The 23,033-nt window shown below is 71.3% G+C and carries 24 protein-coding genes, 1 tRNA gene and 1 pseudogene; 19 read left to right on the forward strand and 7 right to left on the reverse strand.

Translation table 11 applies throughout. The features are described from left to right. Positions 1-5 precede the first annotated feature (5 nt). Entirely contained in the window at positions 6-2,384 is a 2,379-nt protein-coding gene (locus AB0N16_RS16755) for a penicillin acylase family protein (protein WP_365797292.1), read from the reverse strand. A gap of 136 nt (positions 2,385-2,520) precedes the next feature. On the opposite strand from AB0N16_RS16755, the gene AB0N16_RS16760 reads away from it, so the two are divergent. From AB0N16_RS16760 to AB0N16_RS16775, 4 genes are all read left to right on the forward strand, one after another. Continuing rightward, entirely contained in the window at positions 2,521-3,153 is a 633-nt protein-coding gene (locus AB0N16_RS16760; protein WP_365797294.1) for an HhH-GPD-type base excision DNA repair protein, read from the forward strand. Positions 3,154-3,241: 88 nt separating this feature from the next. After that, the gene (locus AB0N16_RS16765) at positions 3,242-3,940 is read left to right on the forward strand and encodes an HdeD family acid-resistance protein (protein ID WP_365797296.1); all 699 of its coding nucleotides are present in this window, start codon (positions 3,242-3,244) and stop codon (positions 3,938-3,940) included. A gap of 94 nt (positions 3,941-4,034) precedes the next feature. After that, complete coding sequence (locus AB0N16_RS16770; protein ID WP_365797298.1) at positions 4,035-4,376, forward strand: hypothetical protein; 342 nt, start codon at positions 4,035-4,037, stop codon at positions 4,374-4,376. Positions 4,377-4,435: 59 nt separating this feature from the next. After that, on the forward strand, positions 4,436-4,564 hold the full coding sequence (locus tag AB0N16_RS16775; protein ID WP_365797300.1) for a hypothetical protein: 129 nt from the start codon (positions 4,436-4,438) through the stop codon (positions 4,562-4,564). A gap of 45 nt (positions 4,565-4,609) precedes the next feature. Here AB0N16_RS16775 and AB0N16_RS16780 read toward each other — a convergent pair. After that, positions 4,610-4,876, reverse strand: a pseudogene (locus tag AB0N16_RS16780) (helicase HerA-like domain-containing protein); the annotation flags it as partial. Between the two features lie 250 nt (positions 4,877-5,126). Between AB0N16_RS16780 and AB0N16_RS16785 the strand changes: the two are divergent. Together AB0N16_RS16785 and AB0N16_RS16790 are read left to right on the forward strand one after the other, a co-directional pair. Beyond that, complete coding sequence (locus AB0N16_RS16785) at positions 5,127-5,423, forward strand: type II toxin-antitoxin system VapB family antitoxin (RefSeq protein ID WP_003999914.1); 297 nt, start codon at positions 5,127-5,129, stop codon at positions 5,421-5,423. 138 nt (positions 5,424-5,561) lie between these two features. Continuing rightward, the gene (locus AB0N16_RS16790; RefSeq protein ID WP_365797302.1) at positions 5,562-6,215 is read left to right on the forward strand and encodes a LytR C-terminal domain-containing protein; all 654 of its coding nucleotides are present in this window, start codon (positions 5,562-5,564) and stop codon (positions 6,213-6,215) included. A 312-nt stretch (positions 6,216-6,527) separates the two neighbouring features. On the opposite strand, the gene upp is transcribed toward AB0N16_RS16790, so the two are convergent. Next, positions 6,528-7,163 carry a uracil phosphoribosyltransferase gene (gene upp / locus AB0N16_RS16795; RefSeq protein WP_351695636.1) on the reverse strand — a complete coding sequence of 212 codons (636 nt, stop codon included), beginning with the start codon at positions 7,161-7,163 and terminating at the stop codon, positions 6,528-6,530. Between the two features lie 136 nt (positions 7,164-7,299). Between upp and AB0N16_RS16800 the strand changes: the two genes are divergently transcribed. The 9 genes from AB0N16_RS16800 (at position 7,300) to AB0N16_RS16840 (ending at position 13,022) form a co-directional block, all read left to right on the forward strand. Then, complete coding sequence (locus tag AB0N16_RS16800; RefSeq protein ID WP_365797867.1) at positions 7,300-7,497, forward strand: hypothetical protein; 198 nt, start codon at positions 7,300-7,302, stop codon at positions 7,495-7,497. A gap of 361 nt (positions 7,498-7,858) precedes the next feature. Next, positions 7,859-8,398: a hypothetical protein gene (locus AB0N16_RS16805; protein ID WP_365797304.1), complete on the forward strand. Its 540-nt coding sequence runs from the start codon at positions 7,859-7,861 to the stop codon at positions 8,396-8,398. 56 nt (positions 8,399-8,454) lie between these two features. Then, complete coding sequence (gene tadA / locus AB0N16_RS16810; RefSeq protein WP_365797306.1) at positions 8,455-8,886, forward strand: tRNA adenosine(34) deaminase TadA; 432 nt, start codon at positions 8,455-8,457, stop codon at positions 8,884-8,886. A 65-nt stretch (positions 8,887-8,951) separates the two neighbouring features. Beyond that, positions 8,952-9,036: transfer RNA gene (locus AB0N16_RS16815), tRNA-Ser, on the forward strand. A 262-nt stretch (positions 9,037-9,298) separates the two neighbouring features. Beyond that, entirely contained in the window at positions 9,299-9,475 is a 177-nt protein-coding gene (locus AB0N16_RS16820) for a hypothetical protein (RefSeq protein WP_362731395.1), read from the forward strand. 22 nt (positions 9,476-9,497) lie between these two features. Beyond that, on the forward strand, positions 9,498-9,791 hold the full coding sequence (locus AB0N16_RS16825) for a Dabb family protein (RefSeq protein WP_365797308.1): 294 nt from the start codon (positions 9,498-9,500) through the stop codon (positions 9,789-9,791). 211 nt (positions 9,792-10,002) lie between these two features. Next, a complete protein-coding gene (locus AB0N16_RS16830) occupies positions 10,003-10,914 on the forward strand; it encodes an RNA polymerase sigma factor SigF (protein ID WP_365797310.1) in 912 nt (303 codons plus the stop codon). Positions 10,915-11,301: 387 nt separating this feature from the next. After that, positions 11,302-12,216: an RNA polymerase sigma factor SigF gene (locus AB0N16_RS16835; RefSeq protein WP_365797312.1), complete on the forward strand. Its 915-nt coding sequence runs from the start codon at positions 11,302-11,304 to the stop codon at positions 12,214-12,216. A 50-nt stretch (positions 12,217-12,266) separates the two neighbouring features. After that, complete coding sequence (locus AB0N16_RS16840) at positions 12,267-13,022, forward strand: hypothetical protein (protein WP_365797314.1); 756 nt, start codon at positions 12,267-12,269, stop codon at positions 13,020-13,022. A 114-nt stretch (positions 13,023-13,136) separates the two neighbouring features. On the opposite strand, the gene AB0N16_RS16845 is transcribed toward AB0N16_RS16840, so the two are convergent. Further along, the gene (locus AB0N16_RS16845; protein WP_365797316.1) at positions 13,137-13,340 is read right to left on the reverse strand and encodes a hypothetical protein; all 204 of its coding nucleotides are present in this window, start codon (positions 13,338-13,340) and stop codon (positions 13,137-13,139) included. Positions 13,341-13,534: 194 nt separating this feature from the next. Between AB0N16_RS16845 and AB0N16_RS16850 the strand changes: the two genes are divergently transcribed. From AB0N16_RS16850 to AB0N16_RS16865, 4 genes are all read left to right on the forward strand, one after another. After that, positions 13,535-14,107 (forward strand): MarR family transcriptional regulator, encoded by a 573-nt coding sequence (locus tag AB0N16_RS16850; RefSeq protein ID WP_365797318.1) that lies wholly within the window; start codon positions 13,535-13,537, stop codon positions 14,105-14,107. Between the two features lie 20 nt (positions 14,108-14,127). Next, on the forward strand, positions 14,128-16,674 hold the full coding sequence (locus tag AB0N16_RS16855) for an MFS transporter (RefSeq protein WP_365797320.1): 2,547 nt from the start codon (positions 14,128-14,130) through the stop codon (positions 16,672-16,674). Between the two features lie 111 nt (positions 16,675-16,785). Further along, on the forward strand, positions 16,786-17,607 hold the full coding sequence (locus tag AB0N16_RS16860; protein WP_365797322.1) for a YceI family protein: 822 nt from the start codon (positions 16,786-16,788) through the stop codon (positions 17,605-17,607). Between the two features lie 59 nt (positions 17,608-17,666). Next, positions 17,667-18,140, forward strand: coding sequence for a PPOX class F420-dependent oxidoreductase (locus AB0N16_RS16865; protein WP_365797324.1), 474 nt, complete (start codon positions 17,667-17,669; stop codon positions 18,138-18,140). Between the two features lie 117 nt (positions 18,141-18,257). Here AB0N16_RS16865 and AB0N16_RS16870 read toward each other — a convergent pair whose 3' ends face one another. From AB0N16_RS16870 to AB0N16_RS16880, 3 genes are all read right to left on the reverse strand, one after another. Next, a complete protein-coding gene (locus AB0N16_RS16870; RefSeq protein WP_365797869.1) occupies positions 18,258-18,992 on the reverse strand; it encodes a TetR/AcrR family transcriptional regulator in 735 nt (244 codons plus the stop codon). 285 nt (positions 18,993-19,277) lie between these two features. Then, positions 19,278-21,539 (reverse strand): glycosyltransferase family 39 protein, encoded by a 2,262-nt coding sequence (locus tag AB0N16_RS16875; RefSeq protein ID WP_365797326.1) that lies wholly within the window; start codon positions 21,537-21,539, stop codon positions 19,278-19,280. Further along, entirely contained in the window at positions 21,536-23,026 is a 1,491-nt protein-coding gene (locus AB0N16_RS16880) for a bifunctional glycosyltransferase family 2/GtrA family protein (protein ID WP_365797328.1), read from the reverse strand. Before AB0N16_RS16880 ends, AB0N16_RS16875 begins: the two co-directional genes overlap by 4 nt. Positions 23,027-23,033 lie beyond the last annotated feature (7 nt).

A 23,033-nucleotide genomic window follows, 5' to 3' on the forward strand; every position in this document is an offset into this window, starting at 1 on the left:
GTTGCTCAGCCATCGGTTGCTCGGACATCGGTAGCTCGGACATCGGTCTCCTCTACGAGTTCCAGTCGGTCCCAGTCGGTGCTGACCGGGGCCAGCTCGCCCTTGACCCACAGGGCGAGTTGGTCGGTGTGGTGCGGTGCGCCGGGGACGCCGTCCGCGCCGAACGGCACCACCCAGAGGCTGTTGTCGCGGTCCGCCAGGTCCCAGACGTACCGGGCGGCCGGGCCGCGCGCGGAGAGGTCGGTGAGACCGGGGACGGCCGAGGTGCACAGCACGCAGTCGTGGTCGCCGGACAGGGCCGGTCCCTCGTACGACGGGTCGGGCAGCGCCTGCCAGGGGGCGAGGCGGTGGGTGTCGCCCCAGGTGCCGGTGTCGGTACCGGTGAGTCGGTCGGCGGCGACTTCCTCGACGGCCGTACGGACGACGGCGGGACGGTCGACGCCGTACAGCTCCTCCGCCCTCAGGAGGTGTTCCAGGGCGAAGGCGATACGGGGGGTGAGAGCCAGCCAGGGAAGCAGGACCTCGGGGTAGGCGGGGGGTTCGGCGAGGGCGGCGAAGGCGGGGTGGGCGGCGAGGTGTCGTACGACCGCGGTGCGTACGGCCGCGTAGGCGGCGGCGCCGGTGCTGTCGGCGTCCATCCGGCGGTCCCAGGCGAGGAGCCGGCCGCGGAGTTCGGCGGCCCCAGGGGTGAGGTCGTCGAGGGCGGCCAGGTGGGCGAGGAGGGGCGCGGCGGAGGCGAGGTGGGTGTCGGTGTGGATCGCCGGCAGGTCGGCGGCGGACCAGGTGCGGCGCTCGTCGAGGAGGGTACGGATGCGGTCGGCGCGGTGGGGTGGGGCGAACTCGACGCCGAGGGGGGCGGCCGGGCCGCGCTGGTTCGCCATCACGGCGACACCGTCGGTGATGTCGCCGTACGGCGTCTCGTGCCAGCCCTGCCAGGCGTGGCCGGGGAGCCAGGCAGGGGCGAGGCGGGTGCGGTTGGTGTGGGAGCGGAGGGGGACGCGGCCGGCGACGCGGTGCAGGAGGCCTCCGTCGGTGTCGGCGGCGTGTACGACGTTGACGGGCTCGGTCCAGGCGTCGAAGGCACGGTCGACGTCGGCGACGCGGCGGGCCCGGAGGAGGGGGAGGAGGGCGCTGAAGCCGAGGTCGGCGGTGACGCGGGGCGGGTACCGCAGGGCCAACGCCTCGGCTCCGCCATCGGCGCACGTCTCCTTCCCACCCGCACCACCCGTGCGGCTTTCGTAGTCGAGTGCGGGTGGCCCCTGTGGGGGCTGAGCACCATCGGCGACTGCGGGGTCGGGGGCGGGAGCCTTGCGCGGAGGCCGAGCGCCCCCTGGGGTTGTCGGGTCGGGCGCAGAAGCCCCGTGCGGACGCCGAGCGTCGTCTGCCGCCGTCGGGGCGGGAGCCTCGTGCCGAGGCCGAGCGTCGTCTGGTGCTGTCGGGGTGGGGGCTGGGGGTGGCTGGTCGGTTGTGGTGGTTGTGATCAGTGGGCCCCGTTCGGTCTCGATCACCTCGATCCGCAGCGGTGGGTTCCCCGCCACCTCCACCGTCTCCGTGTGCCGTTCGGCCCGGTGCCAGGTGCCGTCCGGGTTCAGGGCCTCCACGCCCCGCTCCGTGCGGCGCAGGCGTTCACGGTAGAGGTCCTGGTAGTCGGCCATCGCGTTGGTGATGGACCAGGCGACCGTGCCCGTGTGGGCGAAGTGGGCGATGCCGGGGACGCCCGGGACGGCCAGGCCGATCACGTCGAACTCCGGGCAGGAGAGGTGGATCTGCTGGTAGACGCCGGGCGCCTCGATGAAGCGGTGCGGGTCGCCGGCGAGCAGTGCCCGGCCGGTCGTCGTGCGGGAGCCCGCGAGCAGCCAGCCGTTGCTGCCGGACGTGCCCGGGCCGTCCGTGGCGAACAAGGGGACCGCGTCCTCCCCCAGGTGCCGTATCGCCTCCTCGCGCCACAGCTTGGCCGGAAAGCCGGCGAACAGGATGTGGGTGGCCAGCCAGACGCCCAGGGGATGCCAAGGCTCCCAGACACCGGGAGCGAGGCCGGTGCGGGCGAACTCGGGCGTGCGGGCCGCTCCGCCCGCCAGGCCCTCGTTCACCCCGGCCACGTACGCGCGTACCCACTCCGCTGTCTCCGGGTCCCGTCTCTCCAGCGCCTCGAAGCAGCGTCTCGCGGTGTCCGCCAGGCGGGCCCGGCGGGCGAACACGTCCCAGGCGACGGCCGCGGAACCGAGGAAGGACGCCGACGTGCCCTGCGCCCGGTGCCGTTCGACCTCCAGTTGCCAGGCCCGGTCGTGGGCGGTGACCCGGCCCTGCGCACGGGCGAGTTCGCCGGCGTCGGCCGCCCTCAGGTGCGGGATGCCCCAGGCGTCTCGGTACGTCTTGATGGTCACCCTGCGACACCTCTTGTCTAAGGTTAGGCTTGCCTAAGCTGACTCGTGGGGGAATCGTACGTGAGGGGTGCGGAAGCGGCGGAGACCGGGCCGCCGCGGGCGCGCGGGGCGGGGGCGGGCGCGGGATCATCGAGCCATGGACGCCAACGCCAAGGCCGAGCCCGACACCAGGACCCATGCCACGACTCTGCATCTCGCCCAGGACCCCGCGGCCGACGAACTCCTCAGCCGCAGCAGGCTCGCCGCGCTCACCGGCATGCTGCTCGACCAGCAGGTCCCGATGGAGTGGGCGTTCAAGGGGCCGGCGACCATCGCGCAGCGGATGGGGACGGCCGACCTGGACGCGCACGAGATCGCCGCCCAGGACCCCGAGGCCTTCGCCGCGTTGCTCTCCGAGAAGCCGGCGGTGCACCGCTACCCCGGCTCCATGGCCAAGAGGATCCAGCAGCTGTGCCAGTACCTCGTCGAGCACTACGACGGTGACGCCGAGGGCATCTGGCGCGACGTCGACAGCGGCGCGGAACTGCTGAAGCGGCTCCAGGAACTGCCCGGGTTCGGCAAGCAGAAGGCACAGATCTTCCTGGCGCTGCTCGGCAAGCAGCTGGGAGTACGGCCGAAGGGGTGGCGGGAGGCGGCGGGGGCGTACGGGGAAGCGGAGTCCTTCCGGTCCGTGGCCGACATCACGGGACCCGAGTCACTGGCGAAGGTCCGAGCGCACAAGCAGGAGATGAAGGCAGCGGCGAAGGCGGCGAAGGCCGGGGAGAAGTAGCCAGGGGCGGTATCCGGGGCGGAAAGGGTGTCACCCGTTCGGCCCCTCCCTGCTGGCAGGGCCGCTCCTGTCGGCTTCAGCTGGAAGCATGAGCGAGCCTCCCAGCACCGGCCCCGCCGACGACGACCGCACGGCTCACACCACCCCGGCCTCGGCCTCGGTCCCGGCATCCGCGTCCGCCTCCGTATCCGCGCCCGCCTACCGGCATGAGCCCGAACCGCCCTTCGAGGGGCCCCTGCACGCCCTTTCGAAGGCCGCCTGGCAGACCGTACTGCTCACCGGGATCGCCTCCCTGATCCTCGGTGTCCTGGTGCTCGTCTGGCCGGGCGCCTCACTCCTCGCCGCCGGTGTGCTCTTCGGTGTCTACCTGCTGATCAGCGGCATCTTCCAGCTGGTCGCCGCGTTCGGCACGCACAAGACGACCTCGCTGCGGGTGCTGGCCTTCATCAGCGGCGCGCTGTCGATCCTGCTGGGCCTGTTCTGCTTCCGCGGCCCGCTGGAGTCGATCCTGCTGCTCGCCCTGTGGATCGGGATCGGCTGGCTGATCCGCGGGATCACCCAGACGATCGCCGCCGTCCACGACCCCGGGATGCCCGCCCGCGGCTGGATGATCTTCCTTGGCGTCGTCACCTTCATCGCCGGCATCGTGCTGATCGTCTCGCCGTTCGAGTCGGTCGCCGTACTGACCCTGGTCGCCGGTATCTGGCTCGTCGTCGTCGGCATCGTCGAGATCATCTCCTCGTTCGGCATCCGCAGCCGGGCCAAGCACATCCCGCGGGCCGTGTGAACGGCGTCAACCTCGCGCCCCGCCGGTACGCCGAGCGAGCGGATCTCGCGCCCGGCGCGATGAACACCGTCCGCCGCGTGGGGAGATGACCGCCATGAGCAGCGGCTCCCGCGTCGGCCGCCCGCAGCCAGGACACGCCTGGCCGCGGGCGCTCGTGCTGCTGCTCGCCCTGCTGCTGGCCGGCGCCCCCACGGCGGCCGAGGCCCTCGCCGCGACCGCTCCGGCCGCCGCCGCGGAGACCGCCGAGTACGACGTCCTCGACACGCCGCTACGGCTCCCCGCCCGCGCCGTCCACCGCGCCGACGTACCCCAGCGCCCCGCACCGCTCCCCGACGCGTCGCCCGCCGACCCGGCGGACCGCCACCGCCCATGCCAGACGGCACCGCGTCCGCCGTACGCCCCACCCCTGCTGCGCACCGTGGTCCTGCGCTGCTGACCGACCGGCAGCTCCCGCACGCCCCCCAGGTCAGTCAGTACAACGCAAGGAACACAGCCATGTCCTCAGACCCGTACGCGGTCCTGCGCGCCCTGCTGCGCGCGGAGGCCGTTCGCAGCGCGCCGAAGCCGGAGGCGAAGGTGGCGGAGCCGCCGAGGCCGCGCCCTCAGGAACAGAAACACGGTTGACGTCGTGAGCCGGGCGTCCCGTGCGGGGCGCCCGGTTCATCCGGCTCACCTGCGCCGGCGCGCCGTACCGAACAGCGACCGGGTGATCTCGCGGCCGAGCTGTGTGCCCACGGAACGGGCGAGGGACCTGAACATCCCGCTGCTCACGACCTGTTCGACGAGCGACGGTTCCTCTTTCGGGGCGGGTTTCTCCGTGCGGGTCGCGGCCTTCGGCTCGGCGGCCGGGGCCCCCTGCAACTTCTCGTACGCCGACTCCCGGTCCACAGCCTGTGCATAACGTCCGTGGAGGGCGGAGGCCCGTACCGCCTCGTCGTCCAGGGCCTGACCGGTGAAGGCGTACCCGGAGGCGATCGCGGCGGCGGCCGGGGGCAGCGGCGAGGGCGGGGGCGCCGACGCGGTCGGGGGCGGGGGCGGGCCACCGGTCGCGGCGGCTTCACCGGCACTCATCATCGGACCCCCTCTTCGCTTTTCGCCCTTTTGATGCCCTTTACGGTGGCTTTTCCAGCGTCGCACTCGGTCGCCATGGCTGCGCCCGGAACGTCAGGACCGGTAGGCTTTCCGTGTGATCTTCAAGCGCATCGGAAACGGCCGGCCGTACCCCGACCACGGCCGGGAGAGCACCCGGCAGTGGGCGGACGTCGCACCGCGCCCGGTCCGCCTCGATCAGCTCGTGACGACCAAGGGGCAGCTCGACCTGGAGACCCTCCTCGCCGAGGACTCGACGTTCTACGGCGACCTCTTCGCGCACGTCGTGAAGTGGCAGGGCGACCTGTACCTGGAGGACGGGCTGCACCGCGCGGTCCGCGCCGCCCTCCAGCAGCGTCAGGTGCTACACGCGCGCGTGCTCGAACTGGACTGACCCGGCCGAGTCGACCGACTCGGCCGACACCCGCTCGCCACCCGCCGTTTCACGCCGGTTGCCCCTTTCGGGTTGGACCGTGCGGCGTCGGATGATCATCTATTAGTCAACGCACCCGTGGCGCACTACGCTGCGCTCATGAGCATGCTGACTCCCCCCGGCATGGGCGGCCAGTACCGGATCACTGGGGACAAATACCCTCGCATGCGCCCGCGCCGGCGGCGTGCCCGGCTCGTCCTCTCCATGGTCGCCTCCGTCACCGCGCTCGGCCTCGTCGGCTGGGGCACCCTGCAGCTCATCGACGTCTTCACGGGCGGCGACAAAAAGGCTGCGGCAGCCGGTGGCACGACGTGCGTGAAGCAGGCCGCCGCGAGCGCGGAGCCGGCGGCCGATGCGTCGGCGGCGGCCCTGCCGAAGCCGGCCCAGATCACGGTGAACGTCTACAACGCCACGACCCGTACGGGGCTGGCCAAGGACACCGCGGACGAACTCAAGAAGCGCGGCTTCAAGATCGGCGACGTCGGCAACGCGCCGGCGAAGTTCGACGCGAAGGTCAAGGGCACGGCGATACTCCTCGGACCGGCCTCGGCCCTGCACACGTCCCTGCCGGTACTGGCCACGCAGCTCACGGCACCGGACCAGCGCACGGAGGCGGGCCGCAAGGGCGCCACCGTGGACATGATCCTGGGCAACGCCTTCAAGGCCCTCACGCCCCAGGCGACGGCCGCGAAGGCCATCACGGCCCTCTCCAACCCCGAGCCGAAGTCATCGACTTCGAAGAAGGGCTGCTGAGAGCCGGGCCGAGCACTGCCGCCCCGCAAGGGACACGGGGAAGCCGCACCCGCACCCCGTCAGGGACGCGAGGAACTGCGCGACCAGCCCACCACGAACCCCCAGCCGAAGCCGCACCCGCACCCCGCCAGGGGCGCGAGGAACTGCGCGACCAACCCACCACGAACCCCCAGCCGAAGCCGCACCCGCACCCCGCCAGGGGCGCGAGGAACTGCGCGACCAACCCACCACGGACCCGCGGCCGAAGACACACCCGCACCTCTACGGCGCCAAGGCGGTCACCGCCGCCAACGCCGCCAACGCGTACCGCTCCTACTCGGCCGCCCCGTACAGGCGGTCGCCCGCGTCTCCCAGGCCCGGGACGATGTAGCCGTGTTCGTTGAGGTGGTCGTCGACGGCCGCCGTGACGACCGTGACCGGCGTTCCCGCCAGTTCCCGTTCCATGACCTCGACGCCCTCCGGCGCGGCCAGCAGGACCACCGCCGTCACATCGTCCGCGCCCCTCTTGATGAGCTCACGGATCGCCGCGACCAGCGTGCCGCCCGTGGCCAGCATCGGGTCCAGGACGTACACCTGGCGTCCGGAGAGGTCCTCCGGCATCCGCGAGGCGTACGTGGACGCCTGGAGCGTCTCCTCGTTGCGGATCATGCCCAGGAAGCCCACCTCGGCGGTCGGCAGCAGCCGGACCATGCCGTCCAGCATGCCGAGCCCGGCCCGCAGGATCGGCACCACCAGCGGGCGGGGACGGGCGAGCTTGACGCCGGTCGTGGGCGAGACCGGGGTCTGGACGTCGACCGCCTCGGTCCGCACGTCCCGCGTCGCCTCGTAGGCGAGCAGAGTGACCAGTTCGTCGGCGAGCCGCCGGAACGTCGCGGAGTCGGTGCGCTGGTCGCGCAGGGTGGTGAGCTTGTGGGCGACCAGAGGGTGGTCGACGACGTGGAGGCGCATGCCCACAACAGTAACCGCGTCCGCGTACGCCGCGCCGCTGGCCCGCGCGGGTCCTCGTTGGCATCAAACCCCCCGTCCGGGGGAAGGCGGGAGTGACCGGACTTGGGGTGGTGTGACCGTGTCTGATGTGCCAAACCTGCCTGATCCTCCTGAGCCGTCGGACCGCGCGTACGGCGCGCCCGAGGGCGAGACGGAGGCCGAACGGCGTCGCCGCCGGGCTCGATTCCTGCGCGAACTCGCCGAGGCCAGAGCGCTGCGCGACCGGGTCCAGCCCCGACGCGCCAAGACGGCCCGGCTGCGGCAGGCCATGCGTATGCGGACGTTCCGCTGGTAACAGTCGGTAAAACCGTAAGAACGGTAAGAGTCGTAAAGCCGATCCTTCGGCAAAGATCCACTGCTTGTGGCGCGTTGCGGTCCGTCATGGGGAAGGCCGTGCGTGGACGGCGGGAAAACCCGCGTACGATCCGCAGGTGGCGGCAACGAGTGCGCTGGTGATTCCGTACACGGGCACCTGGATGCCTCTTTGCATACGTGCGAACAAAACTGCCAGACACAGGGAGCCGAAGACGTCCCCTGAACGCCTTGTTTCTGCCACGATTCCGAGTGGGTGGGACTCGGAGCCCAGCTCTCCCCGCCCAGAACCTCCGCCGGGGGGACCCCCAACCGGCACGCCTAAGACCAGTGGGAGAGTCACGGTGTACTTCGCCGCACTGCTCGCGCGCACCGAAGACGGGTGGGAAGCGAGCGACACAGAGCTCGACGATGTGGAGACCTTGTCGGACCTGGCCGACCTGGCCCGGGAATCGGCGTCGGACGCCGACGACACGGTGCTCGTCTTCATCGAGCAGGAAGACGCGTGGTTCGGCGTCGTGCGCGTGGACGGCGAGGAGGACCCCCGGGTCTTCGTCTCCAGCGCAGCCGCCGCCGCCCGCAGCTCGTACGGCGAGCTTCTGCTCACGGACGAACTGCTCGGAAGGGAGCCCAAGGACGAAGACGACGACCTGGACGCCCTCGACCTCGACGGCACCGAGGACGGTGAGCCGGAGGCCGAGGACGAAGAGGACACGGACACGGGCACGGACATGTCCGCCGTGCCGTCCGGCCCGGTCGGTGACATCCGGATCCTCGACGACCTGGGCGTGAGCGCCAAGGAGCTGCTGGCGCTCAGCGACGACGCGCTCAGCGAGATCGCCGAGGCTCTGGGCGCCGCCGAGGTCCTGGAGACCGTCCGCTGACCTTCCACGAGGTATCCGGGCCTGCGGACCCGGTACGCGACCGCTGGCGGGCCGCGATGCGGCTCGCCCTGGACGAGGCCGGACAGGCCGTCCGGGGCGGGGACGTCCCCGTCGGCGCTGTCGTGCTGTCCCCGGACGGTACGACGGTGCTCGCGACCGGTCACAACGAACGCGAGGCCACCGGCGATCCCACCGCGCACGCCGAGGTCCTCGCGCTGCGCCGGGCCGCCGCGGCGCTCGGGGAGTGGCGGCTCACCGGCTGCACCCTCGTGGTCACGCTGGAGCCCTGCACCATGTGCGCCGGCGCGCTGGTCCAGTCCCGTGTCGACCGGGTGGTCTACGGCGCCCGCGACGAGAAGGCGGGCGCCGCCGGCTCGCTCTGGGACGTCGTACGCGACCGGCGCCTGAACCACCGTCCCGAGGTCGTCGAGGGCGTCCTGGCCGAGGAATCCGCCCGGCTGCTCAGGGAATTCTTCCGGGACCGCTGAGGGCACTCCCGGACCCCCGAATAGCGATTTCAGAGCACGGCCTTCCGTGCTGTAAGGTCTCTCTCGGTAGCGTGTCCGAGCGGCCGAAGGAGCTCGCCTCGAAAGCGAGTGTGGCGCAAGTCACCGAGGGTTCAAATCCCTCCGCTACCGCTGAAAAAGGGCCCCGTCGAAAGACGGGGCCCTTTCTGCGTCCGCCGCCGGACACATCGGCCGGACACATCCCCCCGGGCCCATCTCCACCCCGCGCACCTCTCCGTCGCGCGCCCCCCGTCGCGCCCCTGGACCCGGCAACGGGCCTCGACCAGCGGGCTGTTGGCCCCCAAGGGGGGCGCGAAGGTTACACTCGCCGCCGGCAGCAGGGTCCACAGGCTACGCAGACAGGCCGGCAGAGGCAGGCACAGGGGAGGCCGCGGTGGCGGTGAATGCCAAGAAGATCGCCACGTACGTGCTCGTGGTCTTCGCGCTCTACGTGATCATCACGGATCCGGCCAAAGCGGCCGATTACGTCCAGATAGGATTTGAGGGCATATCGGACGCGGCCAAGGCCATCGGATCATTTATGACCTGGCTCGTCGACGGAGCCAAATAGCGCACCACCCACAGGAGCAACCATGATCCGCCACCTGGTCCTCTTCAAGCTCGACGAGGGTGTCGAGCGGGACGATCCGCGGGCCGTCGCGGGCGCCGCGGCCTTCACCGCACTCGGCGCCCAGATCGAGGAGCTGCGCTTCTGGGAATGCGGCTGGAACATCACCGAGCGCCCCATCGCCCACGACTTCGCGATCAACTCGGCCGTCGAGGACAGGGACGCGCTGAAGCGGTACCTGGAGCACCCGGCCCACCAGGCGGCCGCGGCGCAGTGGCGGGAGTTCGCCACGTGGGTGATCGCCGACTACGAGTTCTGAGCCGTACCGCGCCCTCGGACAGCCGTACGGGACCTTCTGGAGACAGGCCCTCCGCCGGGAACAGCGGGGGGCTTTTCTGCGACTTATGCCCCAACTTGCCGTCTTTCACTCTCAACACGACGTTATGCGGTGCTTGCGCACAGTGCACATGTCTTGTGATGCTATGACCGCTTTTGACGGATGATTGACCGATGAAGAGGTGGCGTTGACCGTGTCGGCCAGTTCTGCGCCGCCCCAGGAAGAGGCGCCCGCCCCCGCTCCCCCCAGTGCCCATCCCCCGATCCAAGGACCCGCCCAAGGACCCGCCCAAGGACCCGCCCAGCCCCCCGCCCAGGCGCCCGCTCCGCCCCCGGAGAAGCGGCGGGGCGCCGACACCCGGGCGCTGACCCAGGTGCTCTTCGGTCAGCTCAAGGATCTCAAGCCGGGCACCGCGGAGCACAACCGGGTGCGCGCGGCGCTCATCGAGGCGAACCTCCCGCTCGTGCGCTACGCGGCCGCCCGTTTCCGCTCCCGCAACGAGCCGATGGAGGACGTCGTCCAGGTCGGCACCATCGGGCTGATCAACGCCATCGACCGCTTCGACCCGGACCGGGGCGTGCAGTTCCCGACCTTCGCGATGCCGACCGTCGTCGGCGAGATCAAGCGCTACTTCCGGGACAACGTGCGGACCGTGCACGTACCGCGCCGGCTGCACGAGCTGTGGGTCCAGGTGAACAGCGCGACCGAGGACCTGACCACCGCCTTCGGGCGCTCCCCCACCACCGCCGAGATCGCCGAACGGCTGCGGATCAGCGAGGAGGAGGTGCTGTCCTGCATCGAGGCCGGCCGGTCGTACCACGCGACCTCCCTGGAGGCCGCCCAGGAGGGCGACGGGCTGCCGGGCCTGCTGGACCGCATCGGCTACGAGGACCCGGCCCTGGACGGCGTGGAGCACCGCGATCTGGTCCGCCATCTGCTGGTCCAACTCCCCGAGCGGGAGCAGCGGATCCTCCTGCTGCGCTACTACAGCAACCTCACCCAGTCGCAGATCAGCGCGGAACTGGGCGTCTCCCAGATGCATGTCTCCCGCCTCCTGGCCCGCAGCTTCCAGCGACTGCGCTCGGCGAACCGCATCGAGGCCTGACCCCGCAGCGGACCCCGGCACCGGGGCCCGGCACACGCCGTCGCACGCGCCGTCGCATGCGCCCGTCGCAGGACCCGTTACCGGTCCGAGACACGCCCCGGCCTGCTCCGTGCGGCCATAACCGCAAGCAGGATCGAGCCATCACCGTCGCGAGCGAATCGCTCACCAGCGCAGTTCCCGACAGTTGGGGGTCGAAATAGCGTCAGACCCCCTGCATCCAGGGCGGATTCACATTTCCCATGTCGACATGTCACTACAGCGTGTTGCCGACATGTGACATTCTGCGGGAAGCGCGTTTGCCGAGGCTTCGGCTCCGGTATTCAGGTGAAGGCGCCGTTCCTCGTGAGGGGCGTCGCCGCGACCGTCCCGCGACCCAAAGGGGGTGGCATGTCCGCAGACCAGGGCAGCTCGAAGGTGCTTACGCTCACGAAGAGCGAGGCAGCGCCCAAGGAGCTCGACGCCATCGACGTGCTCGACAGCATCGACGGCGCCCCGGCGCTGGAGGCACCTCCGACCCCGGAATCCCCGGTGGCCTCGGGAAGCCTCGACACCCGCACCCTGTCCCGCTCCCTGTTCCTGCGCCTCGCCGCGCTCGATGAGGACAGCCCCGAGCGTGCCTACGTACGGGACACCCTGATCGAACTGAACCTCCCTCTCGTGCGCTACGCGGCGGCCCGCTTCCGCAGCCGCAACGAGCCGATGGAGGACATCGTCCAGGTCGGCACCATCGGCCTGATCAAGGCGATCGACCGCTTCGACTGCGAACGGGGCGTGGAGTTCCCGACGTTCGCGATGCCGACGGTCGTGGGCGAGATCAAGCGGTTCTTCCGCGACACCTCCTGGTCGGTCCGCGTCCCGCGCCGCCTCCAGGAGCTGCGCCTGGCCCTCACCAAGGCCAGCGACGAACTCTCCCAGAAGCTGGACCGGTCCCCGACGGTCACCGAACTGGCCGCCGTCCTGGGCGTCTCCGAGGAGGACGTGGTCGACGGTCTGGCCGTCGGCAACGCGTACACCGCCTCCTCCCTCGACTCCCCGGCCCCCGAGGACGACGGCGGCGAGGGCTCGCTGGCCGACCGCCTCGGCTACGAGGACACGGCCCTGGAGGGCGTCGAGTACCGCGAGTCGCTGAAGCCGCTGCTGGCCAAGCTCCCGCCCCGGGAGCGCCGGATCATCATGCTCCGCTTCTTCGCGAACATGACCCAGTCCCAGATCGGCGACGAGGTCGGCATCTCCCAGATGCACGTCTCCCGCCTGCTGACCCGCACCCTCGCCCAGCTCCGCGAGGGCCTGATCTCGGACTGAACCCGCTCCGACGGGTTCCTTACTGACGAGGTGTCAGCCACACTGGCGCGATGCTTCTCCGTAGGACACCGAGTGGCCGCCGAGGCGCCGTCACGGCAGCGTCGGCGGCCGCCGTCTGCCTGGCCTCGGCACTCACGGCGTGCGGAGGCGGTGAGCACGGCGGCTATACGGCGGTGGGGGCCGCGGGCACCGCACCGGGAGCCGCGGGGACGTCGTCGAGACCGACGGGATCGGTGACGCTGGTCCCGCTGGACGGTTCCCCGGCGGGTGCGACCCACGGCTCGCCCTCGGCGGAGGACGGCCGGGCCGCGGCAGCGGCCGGGCCGGCCGACCCGGCGGCCTCGGCCCCGACGCCGTCATCCGCTTCCTCCCACCGCGACGGCACCCGGCCCCGACGGTCCGATCCGCCGACACCGAACCCACCACAGCCGACCGCCACTTCACCCACCGGCACTTCACCCACCGGCACTTCACCCACCACCACCCCCGGCGGCACCTCACCCGCCGCCCTCACCTGGAGCACCCCCACCCGCGAGCCCACGGACCAGCGGTGGTGCGAGAAGGTGACGGTCGAGTTCCGCAACTCGGGCGGCACGGCGGTCCGTTCCGGCACGGTCACCCTCGGCACGCACATCATCGACCTGCTGGGCATCGACTGGGCGACGATCGGGTCGACGGAGGCCCTGCCGGCCCCGGTCGCGCCCCACTCCCGTACGAGCGGGACCTGGACGGTGTGCGTGGACGACTGGCGCGTCCCCCTGGGCATGCATGTCGAGACCCGGGTCGTGGCGGTCGCCTGGAGGTGAGCCGGCGCGTCCGTACGGGCACGACGAAAGCCCGGGGCAGTGGACCCCGGGTGCTTCGTCGCGCCGCCGCCCAGACCCTCGTATCGCCCGAGGGGCCGAGTGCGCGGCGAGTGACTACTTGAGTGCCAGCCAGGCCACCGCCGCGACCACGACCACCACGGCGATGACGCCGAGGATCAGGCCGATGCGGGGGCCGCCGGAGGCGGAGGGAGATGCCGTCTGCTGGGCGGTCTGGGGGGCCTCGTCGACGAACGCGCGGAACATCTGAGTGCTGCCGGCGGGGTCGTAGTTGCCCTGGGGGCCCTGGGTGTTAGCCATGCCCCGAGACACTAGCGAATCCGGGGGTCCGGCCCAAGTGGGGGGCCGCCCGGAAGCACAGCCCACGCCACCTGGGTATTTACGTTCGCAATACTTGTCTTTGCCAAGTTTTTATCCCCATCCCCGCCCACTTATTTGCCTGTGGCAACCAAGCAGTTCTATGGTTGCCCCAAGCAACGAATACGGGAGGTGTGATGGCGGAGCAGGCGCAGTTCGAGGAGCTGGCGCGTCAGCTCAGCGCCGTCGGAGCTGTGAAGCGGGACCTCGCGCGGATACTGCCGCACGACTGCCCGGCCGGTTCCGCGGCCGTGCTGACGCTGCTCGGCCGCTACGGATCCATGCGCATGAGCAAGCTCGCCGAGCTGCTCGCCGTGGACATGTCCGTGACCAGCCGGCACGTGGCGCACGTCGCCGAGCGCGGCTGGATCGAGCGGTCCCCCGACCCGGCGGACAAGCGTTCCCGCATCCTGCACCTCACCCCCGCGGGCGAGGCGACGCTGCGGGACCTGTCCCGGCGCAGCACCGAGCTGCTCACCGAGCGGCTGGGCGGCTGGAGCGACGAGGAGGTCGACCAGCTGATCCGGCTGATGACCCGGCTCCGGGACAGCTTCGACTGCCGGACCGGCCCTGTGCGGCCGAGCGCGACGGGCCCGGCCGAGCCGGCCCCCGGATCCCCGAAGGCCGCCGCCGCGGCCACGGTCGCCTCCGCCGCCCGCGCCCCCACCATCGCCCCCGTACTCGAACCGACCACCCGTACACCCGCGTAAGACGTAAGAAAAGGAAGCCCATGGCAACGACCACACCAGCCGGTGTGCGGGCCCATGCAAAGCACGGGGGAGGCTCCGTCGAGCAGGCTGCCCCGATGACGCACCGGCAGATCATGGAAGCGATATCCGGGCTGCTGCTCGGTATGTTCGTGGCGATCCTGTCGTCCACGATCGTCACCAATGCTCTGCCGCACATCATCAGCGACCTCGGCGGCGGCCAGTCCGCCTACACCTGGGTCGTCAGCGCCTCGCTGCTGGCCATGACCGCCACCACCCCGCTGTGGGGCAAGCTCTCCGACCTGTACAGCAAGAAGGCGCTCGTCCAGATCGCCCTGGTCATCTACGTCCTGGGTTCCGCGGCCGCCGGTCTGTCGCAGAACGCCGGCATGCTGATCGCCTGCCGTGTCGTCCAGGGCATCGGCGTCGGCGGTCTGTCGGCGCTCGCCCAGATCGTCATGGCCGCGATGATCTCGCCGCGTGAGCGCGGCCGCTACTCCGGCTACCTGGGCGCGACCTTCGCCGTCGCGACCGTCGGCGGCCCGCTGCTCGGCGGTGTCATCACCGACACCTCGTGGCTGGGCTGGCGCTGGTGCTTCTACGTCGGTGTCCCGTTCGCCGTCGTCGCGCTGATCGTGCTGCAGAAGACCCTGCACCTGCCCGTGCTGAAGCGGGACGTCAAGGTCGACTGGTCCGGCGCGTTCTTCGTCGCCGCCGCCGTCTCGCTGCTGCTGCTCTGGGTCACCTTCGCCGGTGACAAGTACGACTGGATCTCCTGGCAGACCTACGCCATGGTCGGCGGTTCGATCGTGCTCGGCCTGATCTTCGTGCTCATCGAGTCGAAGGCCAAGGAGCCGATCATCCCGCTGCGGCTGTTCCGCAACCGCACCATCACCCTGGCCTCGCTGGCCTCCCTGTTCGTCGGTGTCGCGATGTTCACCGGCACGGTCTTCTTCAGCCAGTACTTCCAGCTGGCCCGCGACAACTCCCCGACGATGTCCGGCGTGATGACGATCCCGATGATCGGCGGTCTGTTCGTCTCCTCCACCGTCTCCGGGCAGTTCATCACCCGCACCGGCCGCTGGAAGGCCTGGCTGGTCAGCGGTGGCGTGCTCGTGACGGCCGGCCTCGGCCTGCTCGGCACCATCCGGTACGACACGGCGTACTGGAAGATGGGCATCTTCATGGCGCTGCTGGGTCTCGGCATCGGCATGATGATGCAGAACCTGGTGCTGTGCACGCAGAACCAGGTCGAGCCCTCCGACCTCGGGTCGGCCAGCTCCACGGTCACCTTCTTCCGTTCCCTCGGCGGTGCGGTCGGCGTCTCCGCGCTGGGCGCGGTGATGGCCCACCGGATCACGCACTACGTGACCGAGGGCGCCGCCGCCCTCCCGCACAAGTACCAGGCCGCCCTGGCCGGTTCCAGCTCGTCCAGCGACAGCCTCCCGGACCTGGGCAAGCTGCCGGTCCCGCTGCGCACCCTCATGGAGAGCGCCTACGGCCACGGCATCGCCGACGTCTTCCTGATCGCCGGCGGCCTCGCGTTCCTCGCGTTCCTGATCAGCCTGTTCATCAAGGAGGTCCCCTTGAGGACCAAGGGCGCGCTCGCCCAGGCCGCCGCCGACGAGCAGGGCATCGAGGCCGCTCCGGTCGCCGCCGCCGCTGCCGCCGTCCCCGCTCCCGCCGAGGAGACGGTCCCCAGCTGGGCCGCCCCGGTCGTGAGCGGCACCACGGACACCGCCGCGGAAGCCACCCGGCAGTACGCCGCCGTGGCGACCATCGCCGCCCCCGAGCAGTCGGCGGGCTCCGGCGGCACCCCGGTGCACGGCTTCGTGCGCGGCGCCGAGAGCGCCCCGGTCGCCCAGGCCGCGGTCACCCTCATCTCGCTCTCCGGCCGCCAGCTGGGCCGCTCGGTCGCGGGCCACGACGGCTCCTACCGCCTGGACGCGCCCGGCGCGGGCTCGTACGTCCTGATCGCCTCCGCCGACGGCTACCAGCCGCAGGCCTCCACCGTCATGGTGGGCGAGGACCCGCTGCCCTTCGACATCCTGCTCAGCGGCACCAGTGGGCTGAGCGGTGTGGTGCGGGGCGCGGGCAGCGCGCTGCCGGTCAAGGACGCGATGGTGATCGTCACCGACGTGCGCGGCGACCTGCTGGCCACCGCGGCCACCGGTGAGCAGGGCCAGTTCGTCTTCGGCGAGCTGGTGCCGGGCGTGGTGACGGTCGCGGTGAACGCGGCCGGGTACCGCCCCCGCGCGCTGCCGGTCCAGATCGGCACCACCGGGGTCACCCGGATCGAGGTCGACCTGGACGCCGGCGCCCAGCTCCAGGGTGTCGTCAGGGCCCCGCACGGGCCGCTGGCCGACGCCCGCGTCACCCTTGTGGACGCGGCCGGCAACGTGGTCGGTACGTCCACCACCGGCGTGGACGGCGCGTACGCCTTCGCCGACCTGGACGGCGGTGACTACACCGTGATCGCGACGGGCTACCCGCCGGTCGCCACGGCCCTGAACGTCACCGGCGCCGGTGTCGACGGGCACGACATCGAACTCTCCCACCCCGGCGAGTAGTTCCCCCCGGCCCGGGGCAGCGATGGTCCATCGGCTGCCCCGGGCCGTCGCAATCTGCGCAATTTATAAGGCTTTTCGCGCCTCTAGATCGTTTTTCAGGGAGAATTCGGGATGGGACTCACCGCCAGGATCCGTACCCGGGACGGATGGGCCGTGTCGCACGCGGTCGTCACGGTGACCGACATGACCGGCACGCAGGTGCTGCGCGTCGAGGCGGACGACGAGGGCACGGTACGGGACCGGAACCCGCTCGCGCCCGGTGCGTACACCGTCATCGTCACCGCCGTGGGCTACGCGCCCGCCGCCTCCAGCGCCATCGTCACCGCCAGCGGCCGCGCCGAGGTCGGCAAGATCACGCTCGCCCGGCAGGGCGGTACCGAACTGCCGCCGCCCGGTCCGTGGACCGCCGACCCGGCGCACTCCACGGTCGCCGCGGTCGCCCAGCACCTGGGCATCTCCAGCGTCCGCGGCCGTTTCACGGACTTCACGGCGGCCATCGAGATCGCCCCCGACGACGTCACCAAGTCCCGCGTCCAGGCCGTCATCCGGGCCGCCTCCATCGACACCGGCAACGGCATGCGCGACACGCATCTGCGCTCGGCCGACTTCCTGGACGTCGAGCACTACCCCGAGCTGACGTACACCTCGACGGGCCTGACGGCGGCCGGCTCCGACCGCTGGACGGTCCACGGCGAGCTGTCCATGCGCGGTGTCGTACGGCCCGTCGACCTCCACCTCGCCTACCTGGGCACCGGCGCCGACCCGTGGGGCGGCACGCGGGCCGCGTTCCGCGCGACGGCCGAGCTGCACCGCGAGGACTTCGCGATGAACTACAACCAGGTCGTCCAGGCGGGCATCGCGGCCATCGGCACGACACTCAAGGTCGAGCTGGAGATCCAGGCGGTGCAGGGGGAGTCCCTGCCGCAGGCGTAGGACCGGCAGGGACAGGCAGCTTCCGGGCGGGGCGGGTCCCGTCGGCCTAGGCTGACGCCATGGCACCGAACATCGCGACGAACACCGCCGTCTCCCTCGACGAACTGCTGGACTTCGTACGACCCCGCCACCGCGCGATCCTGCTCACGCGCCGCGCCGACGGCAGCCCCCAGGGGTCGCCGCTGACCTGCGGGGTCGACGACTCCGGACGGATCGTGGCCGCCACGTACCCCGAGCGGGCCAAGACCCGGAACGCCAAGCGGGACGAGCGGGTGAGCGTGATCGTCCTGAGCGACGACTGGAACGGGCCGTGGGTCCAGATCGACGGCACCGCCGAGGTGCTCGACTCGCCGGAGTCGGTGGAGCCGCTGGTGGAGTACTACCGGAACATCGCCGGGGAGCACCCGGACTGGGACGAGTACCGGGCGGCGATGCTGAAGCAGGGCAAGTCGATCATTCGGGTGACGCCGGAGAAGTGGGGGCCGGTGGCCACGGGCGGGTTCCCGGCGCGGTTGGTTTCGCCGGACGCGTAGTGGCTTCGCCGGGCGCCCAGTGGGTGGGGGGTGCGTGTCGGTTCGCGGCTGCGGGGCCGTTGTGGCCGGTCGCGCCCACGCGGCGGTAGCCGCATATCGGACAAGGGCCCGCGCCCCTCAGGTGGGTCGAGTCACCTTGGCTTCAATGCCGGCGATCAGCAGGTCCAGCGCGAAGGTGAAGTCCCTGTCCAGCATCTCGGCGACCGTGTCGCCGCCCCTCGCGGCCATGAGGTCCTTGGACTCCTCGATGATCTGGGCCGTCGCCGGGGCCTCGGTCACCGCGGTCATCGCGGTGCTGAAGTACTCGTCCGGCGTCAGGCCGGCCGCCGCCACCCGCTCGGCGAAGTGGCCCTCGATCGTGCCGTAGCCGTAGACGAACTGGAAGACGGCCGAGATCGCGCCGGTCACCCCGTGTGCGGGCAGGCCGGCGCGGCGGACGACCTGCTGGACCACGCGGGAGAAGGCCAGCGAGTGGGGGCCGATGTTGAGGTACCGGCCGGCCAGCGGGGAGAGCCAGGGGTGGCGGACCAGCAGCGCGCGGTACTCCGTGGCCAGCGCCCGCAGTTGGTCCCGCCAGTCGCCGTCATCCGCCTCCGGCAGGCGCAGTTCGCCGAAGGCCGCGTCGAGGGCGAGTTCCAGCAGGTCGTCCTTGGTGTCGACGTACCAGTACACGGACATGGCGGTCACGTTGAGCTCGGCCGCCAGCCGCCGCATGGAGAACTTGTCGAGGCCGTCGGAGTCCAGGAGCCGGACACTGACCGAGGTGATGCGATCGCGGTCGAGCCCGGACGGCTGACCGCTACGGGCGCCCTTGCGGGCCTTCTCCCCCAGCCACACACTGGCCCGCGCCATCACGACCTCCTCCTCGACGATCACTTCCCAAGATGCTACGGCTGCAACGCCCCTTCAGAGGCCGCAGGACTTTGTCCGATATGCGGCTATCGCCGCGTGGGCGCGAGCAACCACCCACAACCCCCCTACCCCCTCCCCCTCAGGCGACATTCCTCTCCACCCGACGAAGAAGTCCCGCCGCCACGAGACCCCCGACCACCACAGCCACCGCCCCCACCAACTGCCCGGCCCGCAGCCCAGAGGGCGGCGGCCGAAGCCACCGCCCTCCCGCCGATCGGGCAACCGTCAGCTGCTGCTCGCCTGCTGCGTGAGGTCGTAGAAGGTGGACGAACCGACCGTCACCTTCTTGAAGTTCTTCTCGACCCACGAGGTGATCTGCGAGGACGTGCCGCTGCTGCTGCCGCCCATGCCGCCGCCGGTGCCGGAGGAGATGAAGTAGTGGATCTTGCCGTCCGCCACGTACTCCTTGAACTGGGCCAGCGTCGGGGACGGGTCGGTGCCGTTGAAGCCGCCGATCGCCATCACCGAGTCGTCGGTGGCCAGCTGGTAGCTCGCCGCGTTCTGGGCGCCGATGGCCGCCGCGACCCAGGTGTACTTCGAGGCGTCCTGCTCCAGCAGCTTCTTGGCCTCGGAGGTGACGGTCGCGCCGTTCAGCAGGCCGCCGACGCCACCGCCCATGCCGCCGCCCTCGCCCATCCGACCACCGCCGGGGAAGCCGTTGCCGTTCTGCGTGCTTCCGTTCCCGTTCTGGCCCTGGCCCTGGCCCTGCTGGTTCTGGCCCGGCATGCCGCCGCCGAAGCCGCCGGTGCCGCCACCCGGGAAGCCGCCGGTGCCGTTCTGGCCCTGCTGGTTCTGGGTGTTGCCGTTGCCGCCCTGCTGGTTCTGGCCGCCCTGGCCGAAGCCACCGCCACCCCTGCCACCACGGCCGCCGCCCCCGCCGCCGAAGCCCATCATGCTCGCGCCCGCCGGGCCCGCCGTCGGGATGGAGCCGGTGTGCGCGGAGTTCACCGTGCTGAGGGTGTACGCCGTCGGTCCCGCCAGCGCGGCCACCAGGCCCACCGCGGCTGCCCCGAGGGCGAGTTGACGGCTGATCCGGCCCGCGAAGATCAGGCCGAGCGCGGCGGCCAGACCGCCGATCAGGACCAGCCACTTCAGCCAGGGCAGGTAGGTGGAGGTGCGGTTGAGGAGGACGTAACCCCAGACCGCGGCCGAGACCACGGCGGCGGCGAGGGTGATCGACGCCCACAGCTCGGCGCGCTTCTCCCACAGCAGCCCGGCGCCCATGCCGACCACCGCGGCGATGTAGGGGGCGAGGGCGACCGTGTAGTACTGGTGGAAGATGCCGGCCATGTAGCTGAAGACCACCATGGTGATCAGCAGCGAGCCGCCCCAGACCAGGAACGAGGCCCGGGTCACCGAGGTCCGCCGCAGCCTGCGCGTCGCCACCAGGCCCGCGGCCAGCAGGATCAGCGCGGCTGGGATCAGCCAGGAGATCTGGCTGCCGATCTCGGAGTTGAACATCCGGTCCCAGCCGGTGGCACCCCACTGCCCGGTGCCGGTGCCGCCGCCACCGCCGCCGACGCTGCCGGTCTCGTCGCCGCTGAGGCGGCCGAGGCCGTTGTAGCCGAAGGTCAGCTCCAGGAAGCTGTTGTTCTGCGAACCGCCGATGTAGGGGCGGGAGGAGGCCGGCCACAGTTCGACGATCGCGACCCACCAGCCGGCGGAGACGACCAGCGCCCCGGTCGCGAGGGCCAGCTGGCCGATCCGCTTCTTCAGCGTGTGCGGGCCGACGGCCGCGTACACGAAGGCCAGCGCAGGCAGGATCAGGAAGGCCTGGAGGGTCTTGGCGAGGAAGGCGAAGCCGATCGCCACGCCCGCCCACACCAGCCACCTTGTCTTGCCGTCCTCGACCGCGCGGACCACGAAGTAGCAGGCCAGCGCCATCAACAGGGCCAGCATCGCGTCCGGGTTGTTGAACCGGAACATCAGCGCCGCGACGGGGGTGAGCGCGAGCACGGCACCCGCGATCAGACCGGCCGCGGGGCTGAACCGGCGGCGCACGGAGGCGTAGACGACCGCGACCGTGCCGACGCCCATGAGGACCTCGGGGCCGAGGATCGTCCAGGAGTTCAGGCCGAAGATCCGCGCCGCGATCTCCATCGGCCACAGGAACGCCGAGGGCTTGTCGACGGTGATCGCGTTGCCCGCGTCCAGCGAGCCGAAGAACATCGCCTTCCAGCTCTTGGTGCCCGCCTGGACGGCGGCCGAGTAGAAGGAGTTGGAGTAGCCGTTGACGCTCAGGTTGTAGAAGTAGAGCACCGCGGTGGCGAGCAGCAGGCCGAGGAAGGCCGGGCGCGCCCAGCGGGGATCCTCGGGGCGGCCGCGCCAGAATCTGCGGGCGAAGGGCTGCCGGGGCTCGCCGGAGCCCGCCTGCGGCACCGGCGATTCCAGGACGTCCTGGGCGTTCGGCGCCTGCTGGGGCGGCGAGGGAGCCGTGGGGGCCGCCGGGCCCCACTGGGTCGGTCGGTCGGTGTGCGTGCTGCTCATCGGGGATCCCCCAGATCGGTGTCATGGGGGCGCACCGGCTGCAACTGCATGGTGGCGTCCCTCCAGGTGCCGTCCGCGGCTTCGCCGGCGCGGAGTTGGGTGGTCGTGGTGGAACCCTGGGCGTAGGGCTGGTGCGTCGGGCGGTGCGGCGGCGGGGCCTGCTGCTGGTGTCCGCCGGGGGCCGTGGTGTACGTCGGCGACGACGGGGTGTGCGTCGCCACCGCCGTGGCGGAGTCCGGCCGGCCGCCGTCGCGGTCCGGGAAGACCCAGGCGCGGAAGAGCAGGAAGCGCAGCACGGTCGCGGCGAGGTTGGCGGCGACCAGCACCGCCAGCTCGGTGGAGTGCGCGGGGTCGTTGCTCGCCGCGTTCAGGGCGGCGAGCGAACCGCTGGTCAGCGCCAGGCCGATGCCGAAGACGACCAGGCCCTGCGCCTGGTGCCGGACCGCCCCGCCCCGGCCGCGCACCCCGAAGGTCAGGCGCCGGTTGGCGGCGGTGTTGGCCACGGCCGACACCAGCAGCGCGAGCGCGTTGGCGATCTGCGAGCCGGAGAACTGCCGGAAGAGGCTGTACAGGACCAGGTAGAAGAGGGTCGACAGGGCGCCGACCACACAGAAGCCGACGAGTTGGCGGGCCAGGCCCTTCGGCACGTCCTGGATGTCGCGGTCGCGCGGGTCGTCGCCGAACGGGCGGGCGATCCGGTCCAGCGGCAGCGAACCGGTGGCCAGCGCCTTGCCGACCCGCCACACGCCCTTGAGGTCGTCGGTGGCCGTCTTCACGATGTGCACGGTCGAGTTCGGGTCGTCGACCCAGTCGACCGGCACCTCGTGGATGCGCAGGCCCGCGCGCTCGGCGATCACCAGCATCTCGGTGTCGAAGAACCAGCCGGTGTCCTCGACCATCGGCAGCAGCACCTGCGCGACATCGCGCCGGATCGCCTTGAAGCCGCACTGCGCGTCCGAGAAACGGGCCTGCAGCGAGCCGCGCAGGATCAGGTTGTACGAGCGGCTGATGAACTCCCGCTTGGCCCCGCGCACCACGCGCGACGAGCGGGCCAGCCGGGAACCGATCGCCAGGTCGGAGTGGCCGGAGATGAGCGGCGCCACCAGCGGCAGCAGCGCGTTCAGGTCGGTCGACAGGTCCACGTCCATGTACGCGAGGATCGGCGCGTCCGAGGCCGACCAGACGGTCCGCAGCGCACGGCCGCGGCCCTTCTGCTCCAGCCGGAACGACTTGACCTCGGCCAGCTCCGCCTCGAGCCGCTTCGCCACCTGGGGGGTGGTGTCCGTGGACGCGTTGTCCGCGATGGTGATGCGGAACGCGTACGGGAAGGTGCGCTTGAGATGGTCATGCAGTCTGATGACGCATGGGCCGAGGTCCTTCTCCTCGTTGTAGACGGGGATCACTACGTCCAGGACAGGCGTACCGGCGTCTCCGGCCGGGAGGTGCTCCCGCGCCGGCAGGGTGCCGGGAGAAGAGTCGGTTCGCATGGGAACG

The organism is Streptomyces sp. NPDC051105 (assembly GCF_040682795.1).
Taxonomy (GTDB): Bacteria; Actinomycetota; Actinomycetes; order Streptomycetales; family Streptomycetaceae; genus Streptomyces.